The organism is Actinoplanes sp. NPDC004185 (assembly GCF_053603475.1).
Genome location: NZ_JBSGFR010000021.1, coordinates 113,177 through 132,497 on the forward strand (window position 1 = coordinate 113,177; position 19,321 = coordinate 132,497).

At 73.5% G+C, this 19,321-nt stretch carries 16 protein-coding genes; 4 read left to right on the plus strand and 12 right to left on the minus strand.

All coding sequences use genetic code 11. The features are described 5' to 3' along the window. Nucleotides 1-36: 36 nt before the first annotated feature. Both ACWEOZ_RS22455 and ACWEOZ_RS22460 read right to left on the minus strand, forming a co-directional pair. Entirely contained in the window at nucleotides 37-765 is a 729-nt protein-coding gene (locus tag ACWEOZ_RS22455; RefSeq protein WP_451912621.1) for a class F sortase, read from the minus strand. Nucleotides 766-776: 11 nt separating this feature from the next. Continuing rightward, nucleotides 777-1,631, minus strand: a complete 855-nt coding sequence (locus ACWEOZ_RS22460) for a DUF4397 domain-containing protein (protein WP_451912622.1) — start codon at nucleotides 1,629-1,631, stop codon at nucleotides 777-779. A 270-nt stretch (nucleotides 1,632-1,901) separates the two neighbouring features. Here ACWEOZ_RS22460 and ACWEOZ_RS22465 point away from each other — a divergent pair, with 270 nt between their 5' ends. Next, nucleotides 1,902-6,434 (plus strand): ATP-dependent helicase, encoded by a 4,533-nt coding sequence (locus tag ACWEOZ_RS22465; RefSeq protein ID WP_451912623.1) that lies wholly within the window; start codon nucleotides 1,902-1,904, stop codon nucleotides 6,432-6,434. Between the two features lie 88 nt (nucleotides 6,435-6,522). Here the strand turns inward: ACWEOZ_RS22465 and ACWEOZ_RS22470 are convergent, their stop codons facing one another. After that, the gene (locus ACWEOZ_RS22470; protein WP_451912624.1) at nucleotides 6,523-7,056 is read right to left on the minus strand and encodes a GNAT family N-acetyltransferase; all 534 of its coding nucleotides are present in this window, start codon (nucleotides 7,054-7,056) and stop codon (nucleotides 6,523-6,525) included. A 128-nt stretch (nucleotides 7,057-7,184) separates the two neighbouring features. Further along, complete coding sequence (locus ACWEOZ_RS22475) at nucleotides 7,185-8,114, minus strand: LLM class F420-dependent oxidoreductase (protein WP_451912625.1); 930 nt, start codon at nucleotides 8,112-8,114, stop codon at nucleotides 7,185-7,187. Nucleotides 8,115-8,196: 82 nt separating this feature from the next. On the opposite strand from ACWEOZ_RS22475, the gene ACWEOZ_RS22480 reads away from it, so the two are divergent. Then, nucleotides 8,197-8,982 (plus strand): SAM hydrolase/SAM-dependent halogenase family protein, encoded by a 786-nt coding sequence (locus ACWEOZ_RS22480; protein WP_451912626.1) that lies wholly within the window; start codon nucleotides 8,197-8,199, stop codon nucleotides 8,980-8,982. A gap of 29 nt (nucleotides 8,983-9,011) precedes the next feature. Here the strand turns inward: ACWEOZ_RS22480 and ACWEOZ_RS22485 are convergent, their stop codons facing one another. Next, a complete protein-coding gene (locus ACWEOZ_RS22485) occupies nucleotides 9,012-9,749 on the minus strand; it encodes an N-acetyltransferase (RefSeq protein ID WP_451912627.1) in 738 nt (245 codons plus the stop codon). A 12-nt stretch (nucleotides 9,750-9,761) separates the two neighbouring features. Beyond that, on the minus strand, nucleotides 9,762-10,424 hold the full coding sequence (locus ACWEOZ_RS22490; protein ID WP_451912628.1) for a hemerythrin domain-containing protein: 663 nt from the start codon (nucleotides 10,422-10,424) through the stop codon (nucleotides 9,762-9,764). A 102-nt stretch (nucleotides 10,425-10,526) separates the two neighbouring features. Between ACWEOZ_RS22490 and ACWEOZ_RS22495 the strand changes: the two genes are divergently transcribed. Beyond that, entirely contained in the window at nucleotides 10,527-13,325 is a 2,799-nt protein-coding gene (locus tag ACWEOZ_RS22495) for a BTAD domain-containing putative transcriptional regulator (protein ID WP_451912629.1), read from the plus strand. Further along, a complete protein-coding gene (locus ACWEOZ_RS22500; RefSeq protein WP_451912630.1) occupies nucleotides 13,312-14,103 on the plus strand; it encodes a DNA-formamidopyrimidine glycosylase family protein in 792 nt (263 codons plus the stop codon). The genes ACWEOZ_RS22495 and ACWEOZ_RS22500 overlap by 14 nt, the downstream gene beginning before the upstream one ends. Here the strand turns inward: ACWEOZ_RS22500 and pspM are convergent. The 6 genes from pspM to rimO all read right to left on the minus strand — a co-directional run bounded on the left by pspM (nucleotide 14,100) and on the right by rimO (nucleotide 19,243). Then, nucleotides 14,100-14,861 (minus strand): phage shock envelope stress response protein PspM, encoded by a 762-nt coding sequence (pspM, locus tag ACWEOZ_RS22505; RefSeq protein ID WP_451912631.1) that lies wholly within the window; start codon nucleotides 14,859-14,861, stop codon nucleotides 14,100-14,102. The genes ACWEOZ_RS22500 and pspM overlap by 4 nt on opposite strands. A 26-nt stretch (nucleotides 14,862-14,887) precedes the next feature. After that, complete coding sequence (locus ACWEOZ_RS22510) at nucleotides 14,888-15,754, minus strand: PspA/IM30 family protein (RefSeq protein ID WP_451912632.1); 867 nt, start codon at nucleotides 15,752-15,754, stop codon at nucleotides 14,888-14,890. A gap of 219 nt (nucleotides 15,755-15,973) precedes the next feature. Then, on the minus strand, nucleotides 15,974-16,453 hold the full coding sequence (locus tag ACWEOZ_RS22515) for a helix-turn-helix domain-containing protein (protein WP_451912633.1): 480 nt from the start codon (nucleotides 16,451-16,453) through the stop codon (nucleotides 15,974-15,976). Nucleotides 16,454-16,644: 191 nt separating this feature from the next. After that, a complete protein-coding gene (locus ACWEOZ_RS22520; protein ID WP_451912634.1) occupies nucleotides 16,645-17,160 on the minus strand; it encodes a CinA family protein in 516 nt (171 codons plus the stop codon). Between the two features lie 35 nt (nucleotides 17,161-17,195). Next, a complete protein-coding gene (pgsA, locus tag ACWEOZ_RS22525; RefSeq protein WP_451912635.1) occupies nucleotides 17,196-17,789 on the minus strand; it encodes a CDP-diacylglycerol--glycerol-3-phosphate 3-phosphatidyltransferase in 594 nt (197 codons plus the stop codon). Continuing rightward, the gene (gene rimO / locus ACWEOZ_RS22530; RefSeq protein WP_451912636.1) at nucleotides 17,786-19,243 is read right to left on the minus strand and encodes a 30S ribosomal protein S12 methylthiotransferase RimO; all 1,458 of its coding nucleotides are present in this window, start codon (nucleotides 19,241-19,243) and stop codon (nucleotides 17,786-17,788) included. The genes pgsA and rimO overlap by 4 nt, the downstream gene beginning before the upstream one ends. Between the last annotated feature and the right edge of the window lie 78 nt (nucleotides 19,244-19,321).

The window sequence follows — 19,321 nt, forward strand, 5'->3', positions numbered from 1 at the left end:
AGGATAGTCACCGGCAGCTGACCTGCGGAATCCTGATCACCCGGCCACCGCGTAGATCACCAGGTTGTCCGTGTACGACCGCAAGGTCCGGTCGAACACGCCACCACAGGTGATCAAGCGCAGCTGCCGGTCCGGGGTCGGCCCGTAGACCTCTTCGGTCGGGAACGCCTTCTTCGGGTACCAGGCCGTGGCGGTCACCGTGAACGTGACCGTACGGTCGCCGCGGGTCACTTCGATCTTGTCGCCCGCCGTGATCTCGCGCAGCCGGTAGAAGACCGCCGGACCCTGCTTCGAGTCGACGTGACCGGCCAGGACGGCCGGGCCCACGTCGCCCGGGGCGGTGCCGTCCGCGTACCAGCCGGCGTGCTCGTTGGTCTTCGGCGGCTGCAACTCACCGTCCGCGCCCAGCTTCAGCGTCTCCAGCGACGTGTCCACCCCGATGACCTTGACCCGCAGGCGGGTCGGCGGGCCACTGAGATCCGAGGGCACGGTACGGAACGGGTTCGGCGCACCCTCCATGTCCTCGGACGGCTGCAGGGGCACCGCGGCGGCGCTCGGGGTGCCGGCCCAGCGGCCGAGCTTGTCGGAGCCCGCGGGCTCGCGGAGCATCAGGTAGCCGGTGGCCACCACGAACGCCACCAGCACTGACACCGCCACGGGCAGCAGGATGCGTGCTTGACGGCGTACCGCCGGCTTGTCCGGGGCCGCGGCCCGGCCGGCCCCGGCTGCGGGACCGGCCTCGGGCTCCGGCGTCACGACTCTCATCCGGTACGCCTTCAAGCAGAGCGGGCGCGGCGCCTGAGCCCGACGAGCAGACCACCGGTCGCCATCGCGGCGACCCCGGCCAGCAGCAGAGCCATCGGCATCGGGGACTGGGGCTGCGTGCCGCCCTCGCCCGTGGCCACCCCACCCTGGGGCACGCCGCCCTGCCGCGCCGCGTCGATGTGCAGCTCCGGCTTGAGGCCGCCCTTCTTGTCGTCGAGCACCAGCAGCGAGTACACGTTGCCGGCACCCAGCGTGCAGGGCAGGTCGCTGGTCGCGCCGCCGCCGGTGGGCTTCACCCGGACCGTCCACTTACCCGGGTTGACCTGGCGATAGGCGGTCGTGGTGGCGAACTGGACACCGTCGGCGATGGTCTTGCCGTTGGCCCCGCCGACGTCGAGCACCGGCGCGCGCACCGAGGCCTGGATGATCCGGATCTTGGACTCCCCCGCCCCCGGCAGCTTGAGGTCGTCCTTGAGCACGCGCAGGCCGAGGTCGGCGTAACGGCCCACCCCAGCGACCGTGTACGCCGCGCCGTCGTCCACCGTGACCTGCGTGGTCAGCACCGGCGGGGTGCTCGCGGCAGCACCGGCCTTGCGCATCGCCACCGAATACGTGCCGGTGGGCAGGCGCAGGTAGTCGGACATGGCGCCGTACGCGACGCCGTCGAACTTCTGGTCCTTGACCGTTCCCGAGTCGGACTTCAGATAGACGTCCACGGCCGGGGTGTCGGGCGAGAGGTGGGCAAGCCGGACATAGCCGTCACTGGCCGCCCGGGCCGGGCTCGCGGAAAGGGTGATGGTCGCCAGCGCGGCAACAGCAGCCGCCGCGCTACCGAGGCGCCGTAAGGCGGAAACGCGATGGGTCACGGTGCCTCCTGTTCGTGAAGCCTCTGCGGCATCGTCGGTGGCGGCCATCGATGCATACGCTCTGCGTTCATCAATGTGCCGCACGTCACCGGTACGCACCATGGTCCTTCCGGTTGCGCGCGAGCGCTGGTCGAGTGCCCATCCTGTGCTCCAACGTCTGATTGATACCCATGAGGTCGTGGACCTGCACCCGTGGTTCGGAGCCGTCACCCGGATGGATGTTTTCGGCGGTCCCCGATTTCTGTCAGACCCCGGGGGCACCATGGACATGTGTCAGACGTCCTCGAACAGTTCGGCCTCGCCACCCGGGAGTGGTTCCGGGCCGCCTTCGCCGCGCCCACGGCCGCCCAGGCCGGCGCGTGGCGATCCATCGGCGCCGGTCGCAACGCGCTGGTGGTCGCGCCGACCGGCTCGGGCAAGACGCTGGCCGCCTTCCTCTGGTCGCTCGACCGGCTGGCCCACGAGCCCGTCCCGGCCGAGCCCAAGCACCGGTGCCGGGTCCTCTACGTCAGCCCGCTCAAGGCGCTGGCCGTCGACGTCGAGCGCAACCTGCGGGCGCCGCTGACCGGCATCCGGCAGGCGTCGGGGCGGCTCGGGCTGCCGCCACCGGACATCACGGTCGGCATGCGCACCGGGGACACGCCGGCTGACGAGCGGCGGGCCTTCACGCGTACGCCGCCGGACATCCTGATCACCACCCCGGAGTCGCTCTTCCTGCTGCTCACCTCGGCCGCCCGGGAGTCACTCAAGGGCGTCGAGACGGTGATCATCGACGAGGTGCACGCGGTCGCGGCCACCAAGCGCGGCGCGCACCTGGCCCTCTCACTCGAACGCCTCGACGCGATGCTGGGCCGTCCGGCGCAGCGGGTCGGGCTGTCCGCGACCGTGCGCCCGATCGACGAGACGGCGCGGTTCCTGGGCGGAGCCGGTGCCGTCGAGATCGTCCAGCCGCGCAGCAGCAAGACCATCGAGGTGTCGGTGCAGGTCCCGGTGGAGGACATGACCCGCCTCGACGAGGTGCCCGAGGTCGACGCGGACGACCCCGGCGCGGCCCGGCGCACGCCGTCCATCTGGCCCGCCGTCGAGGAACGCGTGCTGGAGCTGATCCAGCAGCACCGCTCCACGATCGTGTTCACCAATTCGCGGCGCGGCGCCGAGCGCCTGTGCGCCCGGATCAACGAACTGGCCGCCGAGGCCGTGGTCGAGCCGGCGGACCGGGCGCCCGCCGCGCTGATGGCCCAGTCCCCGATCGCCGCGGGAGCGTCACCGGTCGTCGCCCGCGCCCACCACGGCAGCGTCTCCCGCGAGGAGCGCAAACAGATCGAGGAGGCGCTCAAGTCCGGCCAGCTCCCGGCCGTGGTCGCCACCTCCAGCCTGGAGCTGGGCATCGACATGGGCGCGGTCGACCTGGTGGTGCAGATCGAGGCCCCGCCGTCGGTCGCCGCCGGGCTCCAGCGCATCGGCCGGGCCGGGCACCAGGTCGGTGCCGTCTCGCGCGGTGTCGTCTTCCCCAAGCATCGCGGTGACCTGCTCAGCTGCGCGGTGGTCGCCGAGCGGATGGGCGAGGGCGCGATCGAGGAGCTGCGCTATCCCCGTAACCCGCTGGACGTGCTGGCCCAGCAGATCGTGGCGATGGTCGCGCTGGACGCGTGGCAGGTGGACGAGCTGGCCGCGCTGGTGCGCCGGGCCGCGCCGTACGCGGAGCTGCCCGACTCCGCCCTGCACGCCGTGCTCGACATGCTGTCCGGGCGCTATCCGTCGACGGCGTTCGCCGAGCTGCGGCCCCGCCTGGTCTGGGACCGCACCACCGACGAGCTCACCGGGCGGCCCGGCGCCCAGCGGCTCGCCGTCACCAGCGGCGGCACGATCCCCGACCGCGGCATGTTCGGCGTCTTCCTGGCCGGCTCGGAGAAGGCCTCGCGGGTGGGCGAGCTCGACGAGGAGATGGTCTACGAGTCCCGGGTGGGCGACGTCTTCCTGCTCGGCTCGACCTCCTGGCGCATCGAGGACATCACCCCCGACCGGGTGCTGGTCTCCCCCGCGCCGGGCGCACCGGCCCGGATGCCGTTCTGGAAGGGCGACGCGCTCGGCCGCCCGATCGAGCTGGGCCGGGCCATCGGCGCCCGGCTGCGCACCCTGACCCGCGCGGAGGACACCAAAGCGACCGCCTCGCTGCGCGACTCCGGGCTCGACGAGTGGGCGGCCGGCAACCTGATGGCCTACCTGCGCGAGCAGCGCGAGTCCACCCGCAACCTGCCCGACGACCGGACCATCGTGGTCGAGCGCTTCCGCGACGAGCTGGGCGACTGGCGCATGACCGTGCACTGTGTCCTGGGCGCGCGGGTCAACGCACCGTGGGCGCTGGCCATCGCCCGCCGGCTCTCCGAGCGGTACGGCGTCGACGGCCAGGTCATGCCCTCCGACGACGGCATCGTCATCCGCCTGCCGGACACCGCCGAGGAGCCGCCCGGCGCCGACCTGGTCGCCTTCGACCCGGAGGAGATCTCCCAGCTGGTCGAGGAGTCGGTCGGCACGTCGGCGCTGTTCGCCTCCCGGTTCCGCGAGTGCGCCGCCCGGTCGCTGTTGCTGCCGCGCCGCGACCCGCGCCGCCGCCAGCCGCTCTGGCAGCAGCGCCAGCGCTCGGCCCAGCTGCTCGACGTGGCCCGCGAGTTCGCCGACTTCCCGGTCACCCTGGAAGCGGCCCGCGAGTGCCTGCAGGACGTCTTCGACGTGCCCGGGCTGGTCGGCCTGATGCGCGAGATCGCGGGACGCAAGGTCCGGCTGGTCGAGGCCGAGACCCCGCGGCCGTCACCGTTCGCCCGCTCCCTGCTCTTCGGGTACGTGGGCGCGTTCCTCTACGAGGGCGACGCACCGCTGGCCGAGCGTCGCGCCGCGGCCCTGGCTCTCGACTCCACGCTGCTGGGTGAGCTGCTCGGCCGCGTCGACCTGCGGGAGCTGCTCGACCCGACGGTGGTGACCGAGAGCGAGGCCCAGCTGCAATGGCTGACGGCCGCCCGCAGCCCCCGCGACGCCGAGGACGCGGCCGAGCTCCTGCGCCTGCTCGGCGACCTGTCCGCGGCGGATCTCACCGCCCGCGGTGTCGAGCTCGACTGGCTGACGACCCTGCAGGCGAGCCGGCGCGCGATCCAGGTCCGGATCGCGGGCGAGGAACGCTGGATCGGCGTCGAGGACGCCGGCCGCTACCGGGACGCGCTCGGCGTGGCCCTGCCCGTCGGTGTCGCGGAGGCCTACCTCGAGCCGGTGGCCGACCCGCTCGGCGACCTCGTCGCCCGGTACGCCCGCACCCACGGCCCCTTCGCGGCAGCCACCTGCGCGGCCCGGTTCGGCCTCGGCGTCTTCGTCGTCGAGCAGGCCCTGAAGCGGCTCAGCGCCACCGGCCGGGTCGTCTCCGGCGAGTTCTCCCCTGGCGGGGCCGGCACCGAGTGGTGCGACGCGGAGGTGCTGCGCCTGCTGCGACGCCGCTCCCTGGCCGCGCTGCGCCGCGAGATCGAGCCGGTGCCACCGCGGGTGCTGGCCGCGTTCCTGCCCCGCTGGCACCAGATCGGCGGCAACTCCCGCGGCGTCGACGCCCTGGCGGCCACCATCGAGCAGCTGCAGGGCGTGGCCGCACCGGCCTCGGCCTGGGAACGCCTGATCCTGCCGGCCCGGGTCGCCGACTACGCCCCGCCCCAGCTCGACGAGCTGTGCGCCAGCGGCGAGGTGCTGTGGGCCGGCTCGGGCTCCATCCCGGGCGGCGACGGCTGGGTGACCCTCGCGTACGCCGACAGTGCCCCGCTGCTGCTGCCGCCCCCGGACGACGAGTTCGCGATGACCCCGCAGCACCAGTCGGTGCTGGACGCCCTGGCGGACGGCCAGGCGCTGTTCTTCCGCAACCTGTCCGACAAGATCGGCGCCACCGACGACACCGCCCTGGCCGCAACGGTCTGGGACCTGGTCTGGGCCGGCCACCTGACCAACGACACACTGGCGCCGGTGCGCGCTCTGCTCGGCAGCAGCGGCGCGCACCGAGCGAAGGCGGCGCCCGCCCGCACCCGGTACCGCCGCCCCGGCCGCCCGACGATGCCGGCCCGATCCGGGCCGCTGATGATGGTGGGCCGCTGGTCCCGCCTGCCGGAACGCGACCTCGACCCGACCCGCCGCGCGGCCGCCCTGGCCGACCTCCTGCTCGAACGGCACGGCGTGGTGACCCGCGGCGCGGTGATGGCCGAGGGCGTGACGGGCGGCTTCGCGGCGGTGTATCCGGTGCTGGCCGCGCTGGAGGAGCGAGGCGCGGCCCGCCGCGGTTACTTCGTGGAAGGCCTGGGAGCGGCGCAGTTCGCGGTGCCGGGCGCGGTGGACCGGCTGCGTGCCCTGGCCGAGCCGGCCGAGCTGGCCAAACGCACGGGCGCCACGGCGGTGGTGCTGGCGGCGACCGATCCGGCCAACCCGTACGGGGCGGCGCTGCCGTGGCCGGAACGCGTGGTGGACAGCGGCAACGGCGAGACGACGCCGGCGACGGGCCACCGGGCGGGCCGCAAGGCGGGAGCCCTGGTGGTCCTGGTCGGCGGCGACCTGATCCTGTACGTCGAACGCGGCGGCCGGACCCTGCTGTCCTATCTGGACGACGCGGAGGCGTTGACGGCGGCGGGGCAGGCACTGGCGGGATCGGTGCGGTCGGGGGCGCTGGGCCCGATGTCGGTCGAACGCGCGGACGGGGAGTCGGTGCATTCGTCGCCGTTGCGGGACGCGTTGACGGGTGCAGGGTTCCGCGCCACGCCTCGCGGGCTGCGGCTGCGCGGCTGACCAGCCTTTTGCGGAAGCGTCCCCGCCACCGGCGGCGGGCCGCCTCGTCGTAGGGGCGACGGCGGATGAAGCGCCCCCGCGGGCCGGTTCAAGGCCGGCGCTGCTCCTCCGCCGGCCAGCGGGTGATGAAGAGCCAGTCCAGGCCGTCCTCCCCCAGGTCGTCCAGATGTTCGGCCCGGGTGAGGCCCGCCCGTTGGGCCACCTTCTGCGACGCCACGTTGTCCGGGCGGACCCGGGCGAGGATCGGCCACTCCGGAAGGTGGCGGCCGGCCCACGACACCACGGCCGTCGCCGCTTCCGTCGCCACGCCGTTGCCCCAGGCGGCCGGGTCGAGGCGGTAGAAGAGGTTCAGGACTTCGATCTCGCGGAAGCGGACCACCTTGAGGCCCGCGAAGCCGAGGATCTTGCGGGACTCGCGTTCTTCGACGACCCAGTAGCCGAAGCTGTGCCGGCGCCAATGGTCGTCCCATCGGCTGTAGAGGTGTTCGGCCTCGGCCCGCGTGGCGAGCAGGTCCGAAGGGTTGTGCCGGCAGGCCTCGGGATCGCGGTGGATCGCGAAGATCGTTTCGAGGTCGGCGGGCCCGGGCCGACGCAAAGCCAGTCGCGCGGTGACAATCTCCACGCAACAGACTTTAGGCCCCGAGCCCGGACACCTCCTCCCCGCCACCACCAAGACCGTCCCCACCAGGGCCAAACCACCGCAACGACCCCGCAGTCGCCCATCCCGGCCACCGGCCGGCCCGCGCGGGGTCAGGACAGCTGCGGCGCCACCGCTGATGCGACCAGTTCGATGTGGTCGAGGTCGGTCAGGTCCAGCGTCTGCAGGTACATCCGGGACGCGCCCGTCTCCGCGTACCGGCCGAGGATCTCCACCGCCTGGTCCGGCGTGCCCACCACGCCGCCGTTCCCGCGCATCTCCTCCACGTCGCGGCCGATGGCCGCCGCCCGGCGCTTGACCTCCGCCTCGTCGCGGCCCACGCACAGCACCGCCGCCGCCGACAGGGCCGGCGGCTGGGCCCGGCCGATCTGGTCACTGGCCGCCCGGACCCGGTCGAACATCGCCGGCAGGTCCGCGACCTTCGCGAACGGGGCGTTGAACTCGTCGGCGTACCGGGCCGCCAGGGCCGGGGTGCGCTTCTTGCCCGCGCCGCCCACGATGATCGGCGGCCGGGGTGCCTGGACCGGTTTCGGCAGGGCCGGCGAGTTCGTCACCCGGTAGTGCTTTCCCTCGAAGGTGTACTGCTCGCCCACCGGGGTCGTCCACAGGCCCTCGACGATCTCGAGCTGCTCCTCGAGGCGGTCGAACCGCTCACCCAGCGGCGGGAACGGGATGCCGTACGCGGTGTGTTCCTCCTCGAACCAGCCGCCACCCAGGCCGAGCTCCACCCGGCCGCCGCTCATCGCGTCGACCTGGGCCACGCCGATCGCCAGCGCGCCCGGCAGGCGGAACGTCGCCGAGGTGACCAGCGTGCCGAGCCGGATCCGGGAGGTCTGCACCGCCAGGGCGGCCAGGGTCAGCCAGGCGTCGGTCGGGCCGGGCAGGCCGTCCCCGCCCATCGCGACATAGTGGTCGGAGCGGAAGAAGCCGTCGTAGCCGGTCTGCTCGGCGTGCTGGGCCACCCGACGCAGGTCGTCGTGCGAGGCACCCTGCTGGGGTTCGGTGAAGATGACAAGACGCATAGATCAACAGTGCCAGAAGTGCCGCGACGCGCCCGGCCCGCCGTCCCGCACTCACCGTGCCGGGGCAGTAACGTGAACCACCATGGGCGGCTATGGATGGATCAGCCTCACCACCGACTACGGCACGTTCGACGGTTTCGCCGCCGCGTGCCGCGGGGTGATCGCGCGCATCGCTCCCGATGTGCGAGTCAACGACATCACCCACCACGTGCCGCCTGCTGACGTGCCGCGCGGCGCTGCGGTGCTGGCGCAGACGGCGCCGCACCTGCCGCCGTCGGTGCACGTCGCCGTGGTCGACCCCGGGGTCGGCTCGGAGCGGCGCGGCATCACGATCGGCACCCCCGGCGGCGTCCTGGTCGGCCCCGACAACGGGCTGCTGATCTGGGCGGCCGAGGCGCTGGGGGGCATCGACAGCGTGTTCGAGCTCACCAACAAGGACTGGCTGCTCGGTGACGTCTCGCGCACGTTCCACGGCCGGGACGTGTTCTCCCCCGCCGCGGCGCGGCTCGCGCTCGGCGCGCCGCTGAGCGACGCCGGGCCGGCCGTCGCCCCGGAGACCCTGGTGCGGCTGCCCGATCCGGTCGTCGCGGTCGGCGACGGCTGGCTCGAGGCCGAGGTCCTCACCGTCGACCGCTTCGGCAACGTGCAGCTCGCCGCCGGCGGCGCGACGCTGTCCGGGCTGAGCCCGGACCTGGTGATCGGCGGGGTCAAGGCCCGGCGCGCCCAGACCTTCGCCGATGCCCAGCAGGGCGAGATGATCGTGTACGAGGACTCGGCCGGCCGCGTGGCGATAGCGGTGAACGGCGGCCGCGCGGTCGTCCTGCTCTCGGTCCGCCCCGGCGACATAGTCCGCGTCGCCGAACGCTGACCGGGCCGAACGCCGACCCGGCCGAGGGCTCACAGCTGGTGGTGCACCCAGACGTTGGGCTCCACGTAGACCGCCCGGTTCCCGGCCACGTCGCAGTACACCGGCCCGAGCGCATGCGGCACCGTCACCGCCCCCGGGGTGTCGAACGGCAGGTCCGTCCACCGGCGCCAGTCCTCGAGCGTGCCCACCATCACCATGCTCGTGTGCGCCACGTTCACGATCTGCCCGCCCGCGCGGACGTGCACGCGTAACCACGGGTCGACCGGGAGGCCGTCCGGACGCTGCTCGTACGCGTACGTGTCGATGCTTCTGCCCTGGGCGCCAGTGGGCCGGACCGGCGCGATCAGGTCCTTGAAGCCGCGGGCCGCCGCGTTGGCCCGCAGGGCCGCCAGCATGCGGGCGGACAGCCCGTGGCCGCGCAGGTCCGGCCGCACCATGATCTCCAGGGCCGAGACGATCGCCGGTGCGGTGCCACGGAGACGGTCGTGGGCGGCCTGCCGGACCACCCAGTCCCAGCCGTGTCCCGGCAGCCCGTCAGCGATCGTGCCGGAGAAGCTCAGCGGCACCGAGTGGGCCTTCGCCACCGCTTCGCCGGTGTCGGTGTCCACGGCCAGGAGCTGGAACTCCGGGTAGTGGTCGAACTCGTAGCCGTAGAAGAACTCGCCGCTCTCGTCCTGGGTCATGAAACGCGGCCACAGTCCCGCGAGCTCGGACCAGAGGGGGCGCCGGTCCGGGCGTTCGGCCGCTGAAGTGATGTCGAGCTGCACCCGACGACCATGTCAGCCGCGGCGGATGCTGTCCCGTGATTTCGCGTAGGTGCGCGGTCCGACGATTCGCCACAGCAGCCGGGCCGGGCCGGGCAGCTGGGCCAGGAACATCTTCCGTTCCTGCGGGCTCGCCTCCTCGAGGATCGCGCCGACGAAGACGAGCGCCAGTTTGTTCTTGGGGATCGCCTCGCGGCCCCGCTCGTTGAGCGCGTTCCACTCGGCCGGGGTGACGTGCTCGGACACCAGCGGCAGCAGTTCGCGTTCCTCGTCGCCCAGGTGTTCGTCGAGGGCGCCGGACGCCTGGGCCAGCACGTCGGCGAGCTCGTCGCGGACCTCGGCACCGGCGTGGGCGCGCCAGCGGGCGGTCAGGTCGTCGATGCGGGTGAGCAGGCCGGCCAGGCGTTCGTGCTGCGCCTCCATCCGGTGCACGAGGTCGGCGCGCAACCCCACCCGGTCGAGCATGATGGGCCAGAGCAGTTCGTCCTCGGACTCGTGGTGGTGGTGCAGTGCCCCGGCCACGTTGGCCAGGTGCGAGCCGATGGTCTCGGCGCGGGCGGTGTCGCCGGGCGGCACCGCCCGGATCAGGGCGGGCAGGATGCGGAATTCGCGCCGGAACACCCGGTGCACGAGCACCATCTCCCAGGTGTCGACGCGAGCGTTGGTACGAGCTGGCATGGGTTTTCCGCCGCGGGCGGGCTCGGTGGTCGTCATGGGCACAGAGTGCTCGGGTCGGCTTGCAGACTGCCTGCAAGCGGCCTGCGTTTGTATGCTCCACCCGTGCTGAGCTGCCGCGTTCTCGGGCCGACCGAGCTCGGTGCGGGCCGCGTCGTCCTCGATCTGGGCGGTCCGCTGCCGCGCCGGCTCGTCACCGCGCTCATCGCGGCCGGCGGCCGGCCCGTCGGCGGGGACGCCTTGACGGCGGCGGTGTGGGGTGACGATCCGCCGGCCAGCCCGGAGGTGTCGCTGCAGGCGTACGTGTCGCGGTTGCGGCGGGCGCTGGGGTCCGACCATCGTGAGGCGCTGCAACGGGTCGGCGACGGATACCGGCTGACCGGCGCGGAGACGGATGTGGCGGCGTTCGAGGCGGGCGTCGCCCGCGGGCGGGAGCTGCTGGACGAGCAGCGACCGGCCGAGGCCGTCCGCGCCTTCGACGCGGCGCTGCGGCTGTGGCGGGGCGAGGCGTTCGCCGATCTGGACGGGGCCGCCGAGGTCGAGGCCGCCCGGGCCCGGCTGGGCGAGCTGCGCCTGGTCGCGGTCGAGGAAAGGCTGGCGGCCCGCCTGGCCGTGGGCGACGCACCCGGCGCGGTGGCCGAGCTGACCCCAGCCGTACGCGCAGAGCCCTACCGGGAACGCCGCTGGGAACTGCTCATCCTCGGTCTCTACCGCAGTGCCCGCCAGGCCGAGGCGCTGTCGGCCCTGCGCAGGGTCCGCGCCCTGCTGGCCGACGACCTCGGCGTGGATCCCGGTCCCGCCCTGCAGTCCCTGGAGCGGCGCCTGCTGGCCCAGGATCCCGGCCTGCTGTTGCCGGCCCGGCCGGGCGCGGCACCACGCCCGGTCGCCACGGCCCCGGCGGTGACCCGGCCGCTGTCCGCCTTCGTCGGCCGGGAGGCGGAGCTGGCCGTGCTCGAAGCCACCATGCCGGCCACCCGGCTGCTCTCCCTCGTCGGTCCGGGCGGCGCGGGCAAGACCCGGCTGGCGGTGGAGTACGCCGCCACCCGCCCGGACGGCGACGGCCCGTGGCTGGCCCGGCTGGCCGACGTCACGGACCCGGACCTGCTGGTCTCCACGATCGCCGCGGCCGCCGGCGTGCACCAGCCCGCCGAGCCGGGCCCGGCCGGCCTGAGCGCCGCCCTGAGCGACCGGGAAGCGCTGCTCATCCTCGACAACTGCGAGCATCTCGTCGCCGCCGTCGCCGATCTGGTCGTCGAGCTGCTGGCCCGCTGCCCGCGGCTGCGGATCCTGGCGACGAGCCGCGAGCCGCTCGGTGTCGACGGCGAACGGCTGTTGCCGGTCGCGCCCCTGCCCTCGGGTGACGCGGTGGCGCTGCTGGTCGACCGGATCGGGGCGGTACGGCCGGGCTGGCGTGCGGACACCGACGACGAGGCCCAGCTGCGACGGTTGGCGGAGGTGCTGGACGGGATCCCGCTGGCGCTGGAGCTGGCCGCCGCCCGGGCCCGGGTGCTGGGTCTGGGCGAGCTGGTGTCGTTGCTCGGTGAGCGGTTCCCCGCTTTGGGCCGAGTGCCGCGCGGTGCGCTGGCCCCGCACGCCACGCTGGAGGCGGCCGTGGCCTGGAGTGTCGACCTGCTGCCGGCCGCCGACCGGGCGCTGCTGCTGCGGCTGTGGCCGTTCGCGGGCGGCTTCACGGTGGAGGCCGCCGCGGCGGTCGGCTCCGATCTGGAAGCGCTGTCGTCGCTGGTCACGCGCTCGGTCGTGGCCGCCGACACGACTGTGACGCCGACCCGCTACCGGCTGCTGGGCATCATCCGGGCGTACTGCCGGGAGCACGACCCCGAACCGGCGGCGAGCCGGGCCGCGCAGGCCGCCTGGGTCCGCGCGCTGGTCGAACGGACCGCGCCCGAGCTGCGCGGGGAACGCTCGGCGCACGCCATCCGGGTGCTCAACCGCGAGGTGCCCAACCTGCGTGCCGCGCTGGCCCACGACCTCGTCGCGGACCCGGAAGCGGCGCTGCGGACGGCGGGCCTGCTGGAGTGGTTCTGGTTCCGGGGCGGGCACGTGGCCGAGGGCCTGCGGCTGCTGACCAAGGCCCTGGCCGGGGCGCCGGACGCTCCCGCGGTCGACCGGGCGCTCGCGCTGGCCAGCGCCGGCACCCTGCGGTTCATCGGTGGGGACGTCGAAGGCGCGGCCGAGTGCCTGTGGCAGGCGAAGACCCTGATCGCGGAGCCGGACAGCCAGGACGGGTGGCGCCTGGTCAGCCAGCTGCGCTACTACGAGTCGCTGATGTGGTCGGCGCGCGGCGACTACGAGACCGCCGCGGTCCGGGCCCGGGAGTCGATCGCGGTCAGTGTGCGGATCGGCGAGCGGTGGGCCACGCCGGCCGGTGAGATGGCCCTCGGCGGGGCCCTGACCGGGCTCGGTGAGCTGCTGGAGAGCCGCCGGGTGCTCGAGGCCGCGGCCGCGCACGCCGGCGAGCTGCGGCAGAACTGGATCGCCGCGATGAGCGAGCTGCTGCTGGCCCGGGCCTGGCTGGTCCCGGCCGACCCGGATCCGGCCGCGGCGCTGCGCGAGCTCGGTGCCGCCCTGGGCCGGTTCCGGGAGGAGGACGACGTCGGCAACGTGCTCTCCTGCCTGCACACCGGCGCGTACGCCCTCACGCTGAGCGGCCGGCCCGAGCTGGGTGCGACGCTGCTGGCCGCCGTACGCCACCAGGGCGCCCGCCGGGGACTACGGCCCGAGGCCACCGACCCCACGACCTCCGCCGCCCTGAACGAAGCCCTCGACCGGGCCCTCGATCCGGTGACCCGGGCCGCCGCCGACGCCGGTGGCGCCACGCTGGAACCGGCCGCGATGATTGCGATGCTGTCGGCTGGGCAGGAGCAGAGCCATGCCCGAAGGTGACACCGTATGGAACACCGCCCGCGTCCTCGAACGCGCGCTGCAGGGCGACGTGCTCACCGGCTCGGACTTCCGGGTGCCGCAGCTCGCGACGACCGACCTGACCGGCTGGACGGTGGCCGAGTCGGCGAGCCGGGGCAAGCACCTGCTGCTGCGGCTGACCAGCGGCGAACGGGCCATGACCCTGCACTCGCACCTGCGGATGGACGGCGCGTGGCGGGCGTACGCGCCGGGTGAGCGCTGGACCGGCCGCCCGGCGCACCTGATCCGGGTGGTGCTGCGGACGAAACGCTCGGTCGCGGTCGGCTACCACCTGCACGAGGTGGCGCTGCTGCCCACGGCCGAGGAGGAGAAGCTGCTCGGCCACCTGGGACCGGACCTGCTCGGCGCCGACTGGGACCCCGACGAGGCGGTCCGCCGGATCATCGAGAAGCCGGACGTCCCGATCGGTGAGGCGCTGCTGGACCAGCGCAACCTCGCCGGGGTCGGCAACCTCTACAAGGCCGAGACGCTCTTCCTGCGGGGGCTGTGGCCGTGGACGCCGGTCTCCGCGGTGGCGGACCTGGCCGGCACGGTGAAGCTGGCGCAGAAGCTGGTGGCCTCCAACCGCGGACGCTGGACGCAGACCACCACCGGCTCCCTGCGCCGGGGACAGACCAGCTACGTCTACGGGCGGCGGGCCCAGCCCTGCCGGCGCTGCGGCTCGGCGATCCAGAAAGAGGACCAGGAGGAGCGGATCACCTACTGGTGCCCGCGCTGCCAGCCGAAAGGCTCGGCCTAGGCCGCTGGGGTGGCGGGGCGCCGCAGCTCGGACAGCCCCTCGGCGATGCCGCGCAGGCGGTCGGTCGCCTCGATCAGGCCACCGAGCGCCGGGTGCTGGGTGGAGGCCGGGTGGCCCTCCTCGGCGACATAGCTCGCCGCGGCCGCGACCAGCCGTTCGTACGCGGTCACGCCCTCGGTGAACTGCTTGGCCAGGCTCTCGTGGGCCTGCTCGATCCCGGGGCGCTGATCCGGCGGGCTGAGCGGGATCGCCCGTTCGACGCTGGCCACCCGCTGGCCGAGGTCCCGCAGCCACTGCTCGGCCACCGCGGCCTCCAGCATCGCGGCCTCGCCGGGCCCGGTCAGCCGGCCGGCCAGCCCGGTCAGCGTCATGGCTGCCCGGTCCAGCCTGTCCCAGGCCTGGGCGACGGCGGAACCGCGCAGCGCGTAACGCTCCTTGTGCCGCCGCACCTCCTGCAGCACCTGCCGGCCCGCGGGGAAGCGCTCGACGGCCGCCACCAGCCGCTGGCCGGGGATGGCCGGCGGGGCGGGCGGCGGTGCCGGGATCGCCGCCAGCGCCCGGTGGTCACTCCAGCGCCACCAGGCCAGCGCCACGGACGCACCCGCCGACGCGGCCCAGGCCGCGTCGGCGAGCCCGATGCCCGCGTACGGGGTGAGCACGGCAGCGGCAGCGGTCAGCCCTCCGCCGACGACGCTCCAGCGCCGCGCGGACCCCCGCAGCTTCCTGAGCTGCCGGAAGTATCTGCTCCGCTCGTCCACCGTTCACTCCTCCCCGGGTGGGGTGCTCAGCCCGTGGCCGAGGTGTCCCCACGCTTGGCGTTCATGCTTGCCCTGATCTCGTCGAGACGGGCCACGCTGGCCGGGTCGGCGGCGGGGGCGGCGTTGTTGCCCGCCTCCACAGCCGGCTTGGCCGCGGTGCCGCCGAGCTGCTCACCGGCCATGCTGGCCCGGATCTGCTCCAGCCGCGAGGTGCCGGCCATGTCGAGGCTCGACTTCTGCACCTCGAGCATGCGGCCCTCGACGGAGTTCGACGCCAGTTCGGCGCGGCCCATCGCGTTCGCGTACCGCTGCTCGATCTTGTCGCGGACCTCGTCCAGGGACGGGGTGTTGCCCGGCGCGGAGAGCGACGACATCGACTCCAGCGACTTGGCCACCGTCTCCTGCATCTTGGCCTGCTCCAGCTGGCTGAGCAGGCGCGAGCGCTCGGCGATGCGCTGCTGGAGCACCATCGCGTTGTTCTCCACCGCCTTGCGGGCCTGGCCGGCCGCCGACAGCGCCTGGTCGTGCAGCGTCTTCAGGTCTTCCATCGACTGCTCGCCGGAGACCAGCTGGGTGGCGAGCGTCTGCGCGGTCGACTCGTACTTCTGCGCCTCGGCCTCGTCACCGCCGGCCCGGGCCCGGTCGGCCAGCACCAGGGCCTGGCGGGCCATGCCCTGCAGCTTCTCGACCTCGGACATCTGCCGGGACAGCTTCATCTCCAGCTGCCGCTGGTTGCCGATCACGGCGGCGGCCTGCTGGACGAGCGCCTGGTGCTGACGCTGTGCGTCCTCGATGGCCTGCTGGATCTGCACCTTGGGGTCGGCGTACTCATCGATCTTGGCGCCGAAGAGCGCCATCATGTAGCGCCAGCCCTTGACGAACGGGTTCGCCATATCCGCGGTATCCCCTCAATGTCGCTCAGTCGGACGCGCCACCGACGCGGGACCGAGGGGTCTTCACGATGGCGCGAAGTCCATCGTGTCAGCTCCACGCCACCGGCGTCACGTGACCTACGGGGGATCTCAGGGTCTGACGAGGGTTCCCCCGACATCGAGGCTACGCGCCGATACGCGTTCCGGCGACGCCGGAACGCGTAGGGGCAGTGCTGAGGATCAGGCTGCGTAGACGATGTCGCGCCCGCGCTTGCGGGTCGCGTGCAGAGTCGCCTTGAGCGGAGACTCCTGGCGGACGGAGACGGAGACCGTCCCGTCGGAGGTCACCTGGCGCACGGCCGGGGCCTCGCCCTTCTTGACCGGGGCCGCCTTGATCGGGGAGCCGGTGAGCGGAACGGGGTTGGCGCCCGCACCACTGGTCTCGACGGGAGTGGGCTCGAGCGGGGCGAGAACACCGTCCATGCCCTCGGCGAGCGCGAGCGTGCCGCTCACTTCACCCAGGACCTCGGACAGGCGCGCGCCCAGGGCCTCGCAGATCGCGGCGAGCAGCTCGCTGGACGCTTCCTTCTGGCCACGTTCGATCTCGGAGAGATATCCCAGGCTGACGTTGGCGGCGGTCGACACCTCACGCAGCGTGCGATGCTGACCCTGCCTGCGCGCCCGAAGTGCGTCACCGATAACCCGGCGTAGCAGGACCATGGCACCTCCTCCTGCGGCGGGGCCACCGGCAACCGCCGGAGGCTTCCCGCAACCGTACCCGCTGCGGGCTACACCGACATCCCGCCCCGCCGAAATGCGGGACGGGCGGGAACGCGCGAATGCCCGCGGGGCTGCTGAGACGGGCGGCGGGCCGCTTCGACCCACTCACCCGATCGAGACAACGCGCCAGCTCAACCGGCGATTCCCGCGGTCGATCCGCGCAGCTGGGCGACGAGCAGCGACAGGGCGGACGTCACACTCGCGGTGCGGACGTCCTGCCGGGAACCCGGCAGGCTCAGCTCCTGGACGGTGGCTCCGCCCGGCCCGGCCACCGCGACGAAGACCATCCCGACCGGCTTGCCGTCCTGCGGCTCGGGCCCGGCGACCCCGGTCGTGGCCAGGCCCCAGTCCGAGCCGCAGCGCTCCCGCACCCCCTCGGCGAGGGCCAGGGCGACGTCCGGATCGACCGGGCCGCGCTCGTCCAGCAGCTGCCGGGGCACGCCGGCCAGGGTGTGCTTCATCTCGGTGGCGTAGACCACCACGCCACCCTTGAACACCGCGCTGACCCCGGCGATCTCGACGATCGTGGCGGCGAGCAGGCCACCGGTCAGCGACTCCGCGACCGCCAGGGTCTGGTGCCGCTCGGCCAGGGCGTGCACCACCGCGGAGGCGGCCACCCCGAGATCATCGATCCTGCCTTCGCTCATGTCCCGATTCTGCCAAGTGCGGGCGGGGCGCGTCCTCAGACCCGCTCAGCCCGCCGGCGCAGGCGCAGCGCCTGCAACACGTAATCCACACCCGTCACCACGGTCACGATCAGCGCCGCCACCATCAGCACCGTGCCGACCAGGTCGAACGGCTCGGGGACGGGCCACAGGAACCACGCGATCGCGGCGATCTGCAGCGCCGTCTTGAGCTTGCCGCCGCGGCTGGCCGGGATGACGCCGTACCGGATCACCCAGAAACGCAGCGCCGTCACGCCCCACTCGCGGACCAGGATCAGGCCCGTCACCCACCACGACAACCGGTCGTACGCCGACAGCAGCACCAGCGCACTGCCGGTCAGCGCCTTGTCCGCGATCGGGTCCGCCACCTTGCCGAACGACGTCACCAGCTCGTAGCGCCGGGCGATCCAGCCGTCCGCGAAATCAGTGGCGGACGCCACACAGAAGGTCAGGCAGGCCAGGATCCGCCAGCCGGACTCCGTCATCTCGGACACGATGACGAAGGCGACGAACACGGGAACGAGCACGATGCGGGCGGCCGTCAGCACGTTGGCCGGGTTGTAGAGCGAAACCGGCCGCGGGGCGGCCACCGGCACCGGCTCGTCGGTCACGACGCTGCCGCTGCCGCGGAGATCATTTCGACGGGTACGGCCACCAGGTCGACGCCCTCGGTGCCGGTGACCCGGGCCCGGACGAAGTCGCCGGGGCGCAGCGCGGCCAGGTCGACCCCCTGCTCGCCGGCGACCAGCAGGGTGGAACCGTCGACCTCGGGCGCCTGGTGCTCGGCGCGGCCCTCGACCTCGCCGTCGGTGATCGTGTCGACCAGCACCTCGACGACCGAGCCGAGCCGGTCCTCGGCCCGCTGGGCGCACAGTTCGTCGGCCAGTTCGCTGATCTCGGCGTACCGGAGCTTGATCTCGTCCTCGTCCACCTTGCCGGACAGGCCGACGGCCTCGGTGCCGTCCTCGTCGCTGTAGTCGAAGACGCCGATGGCGTCCAGCCGGGCCTCGGTCAGGAACCGGACCAGTTCGTCCACGTCCTCCCGGGTCTCGCCGGGGAAGCCGACGATGAAGTTGCTGCGCGCGCCCGCCTCGGGGGCCAGCGCGCGGGCCGAGGCGAGCAGCTCCAGGAACCGGTCGGTGGAGCCGAACCGGCGCATCCGGCGCAGCACCGGCTCGCTGGAGTGCTGGAACGACAGGTCGTAGTACGCCGCGACGCCCGGCGTGGTGGCGATGGTCTCGACCAGGCCGGGACGGGTCTCGGCGGGCTGCAGATAGCTGGCCCGGACCCGGACGATGCCCGGCACCGCGGCGAGCTGCGGCAGCAGCTTCTCCAGGGCGCGCGGGTCGCCGAGGTCCTTGCCGTACGAGGTGCTGTTCTCACTCACGAGGACCAGCTCGCGGACGCCGGTGCCGGCCAGCCATTCGGCCTCGGCCAGCAGCTCCTGCGGATCACGGGAGACGAACGCGCCCCGGAAGGCCGGGATGGCGCAGAACGAGCACCGCCGGTCGCAGCCACTGGCGAGCTTGAGGCTGGCGACCGGGCCGCTGTCGAGGCGGCGGCGCAGCACCTGACGCAGGTGCGCGGGGGTGTGCTCGTCGACGGTGGCGTGCCCGGGGACGACGACCTTGGCCGCCTGCCGGGCGACCGGGGTCAGCGGCAGCAGCTCCCGGCGGTCGCGCGGGGTGTGCGCGTCGAACCGTTCACCGGCGAGCACGCCGTCGAGCCGCGCGGCGATGTCGGTGTAGTCGTCGAAGCCGAGCACGGCCTGGGCCTCGGGGAGGCTCTCGGCGAGCTCCTTGCCGTACCGCTCGGCCATGCAGCCGGCGGCGACCACCTTCGCACCGGTGTCGGCCGCCGCGAGCAGGGTCTCGATGGAGTCCTGCTTGGCCTTCTCGACGAAGCCGCAGGTGTTGACGAGGACCACGTCGGCGCCGTCGGCATCCGTGCTGACCTGCCAGCCACCGGCGTCGAGACGGGCGGCCAACTCCTCGGAGTCGACCTCGTTACGGGCACAGCCCAGGGTGAGCAGGGCGACACGGCGGGGGGCAGGGGTTACCGACACTCCGACAAGGCTACCGGGCGCGCGTTGCCGTGCCTTCGCCCGTAGGGCCTGTCCTGCCGACCAGGGCGGCGCCGAGCC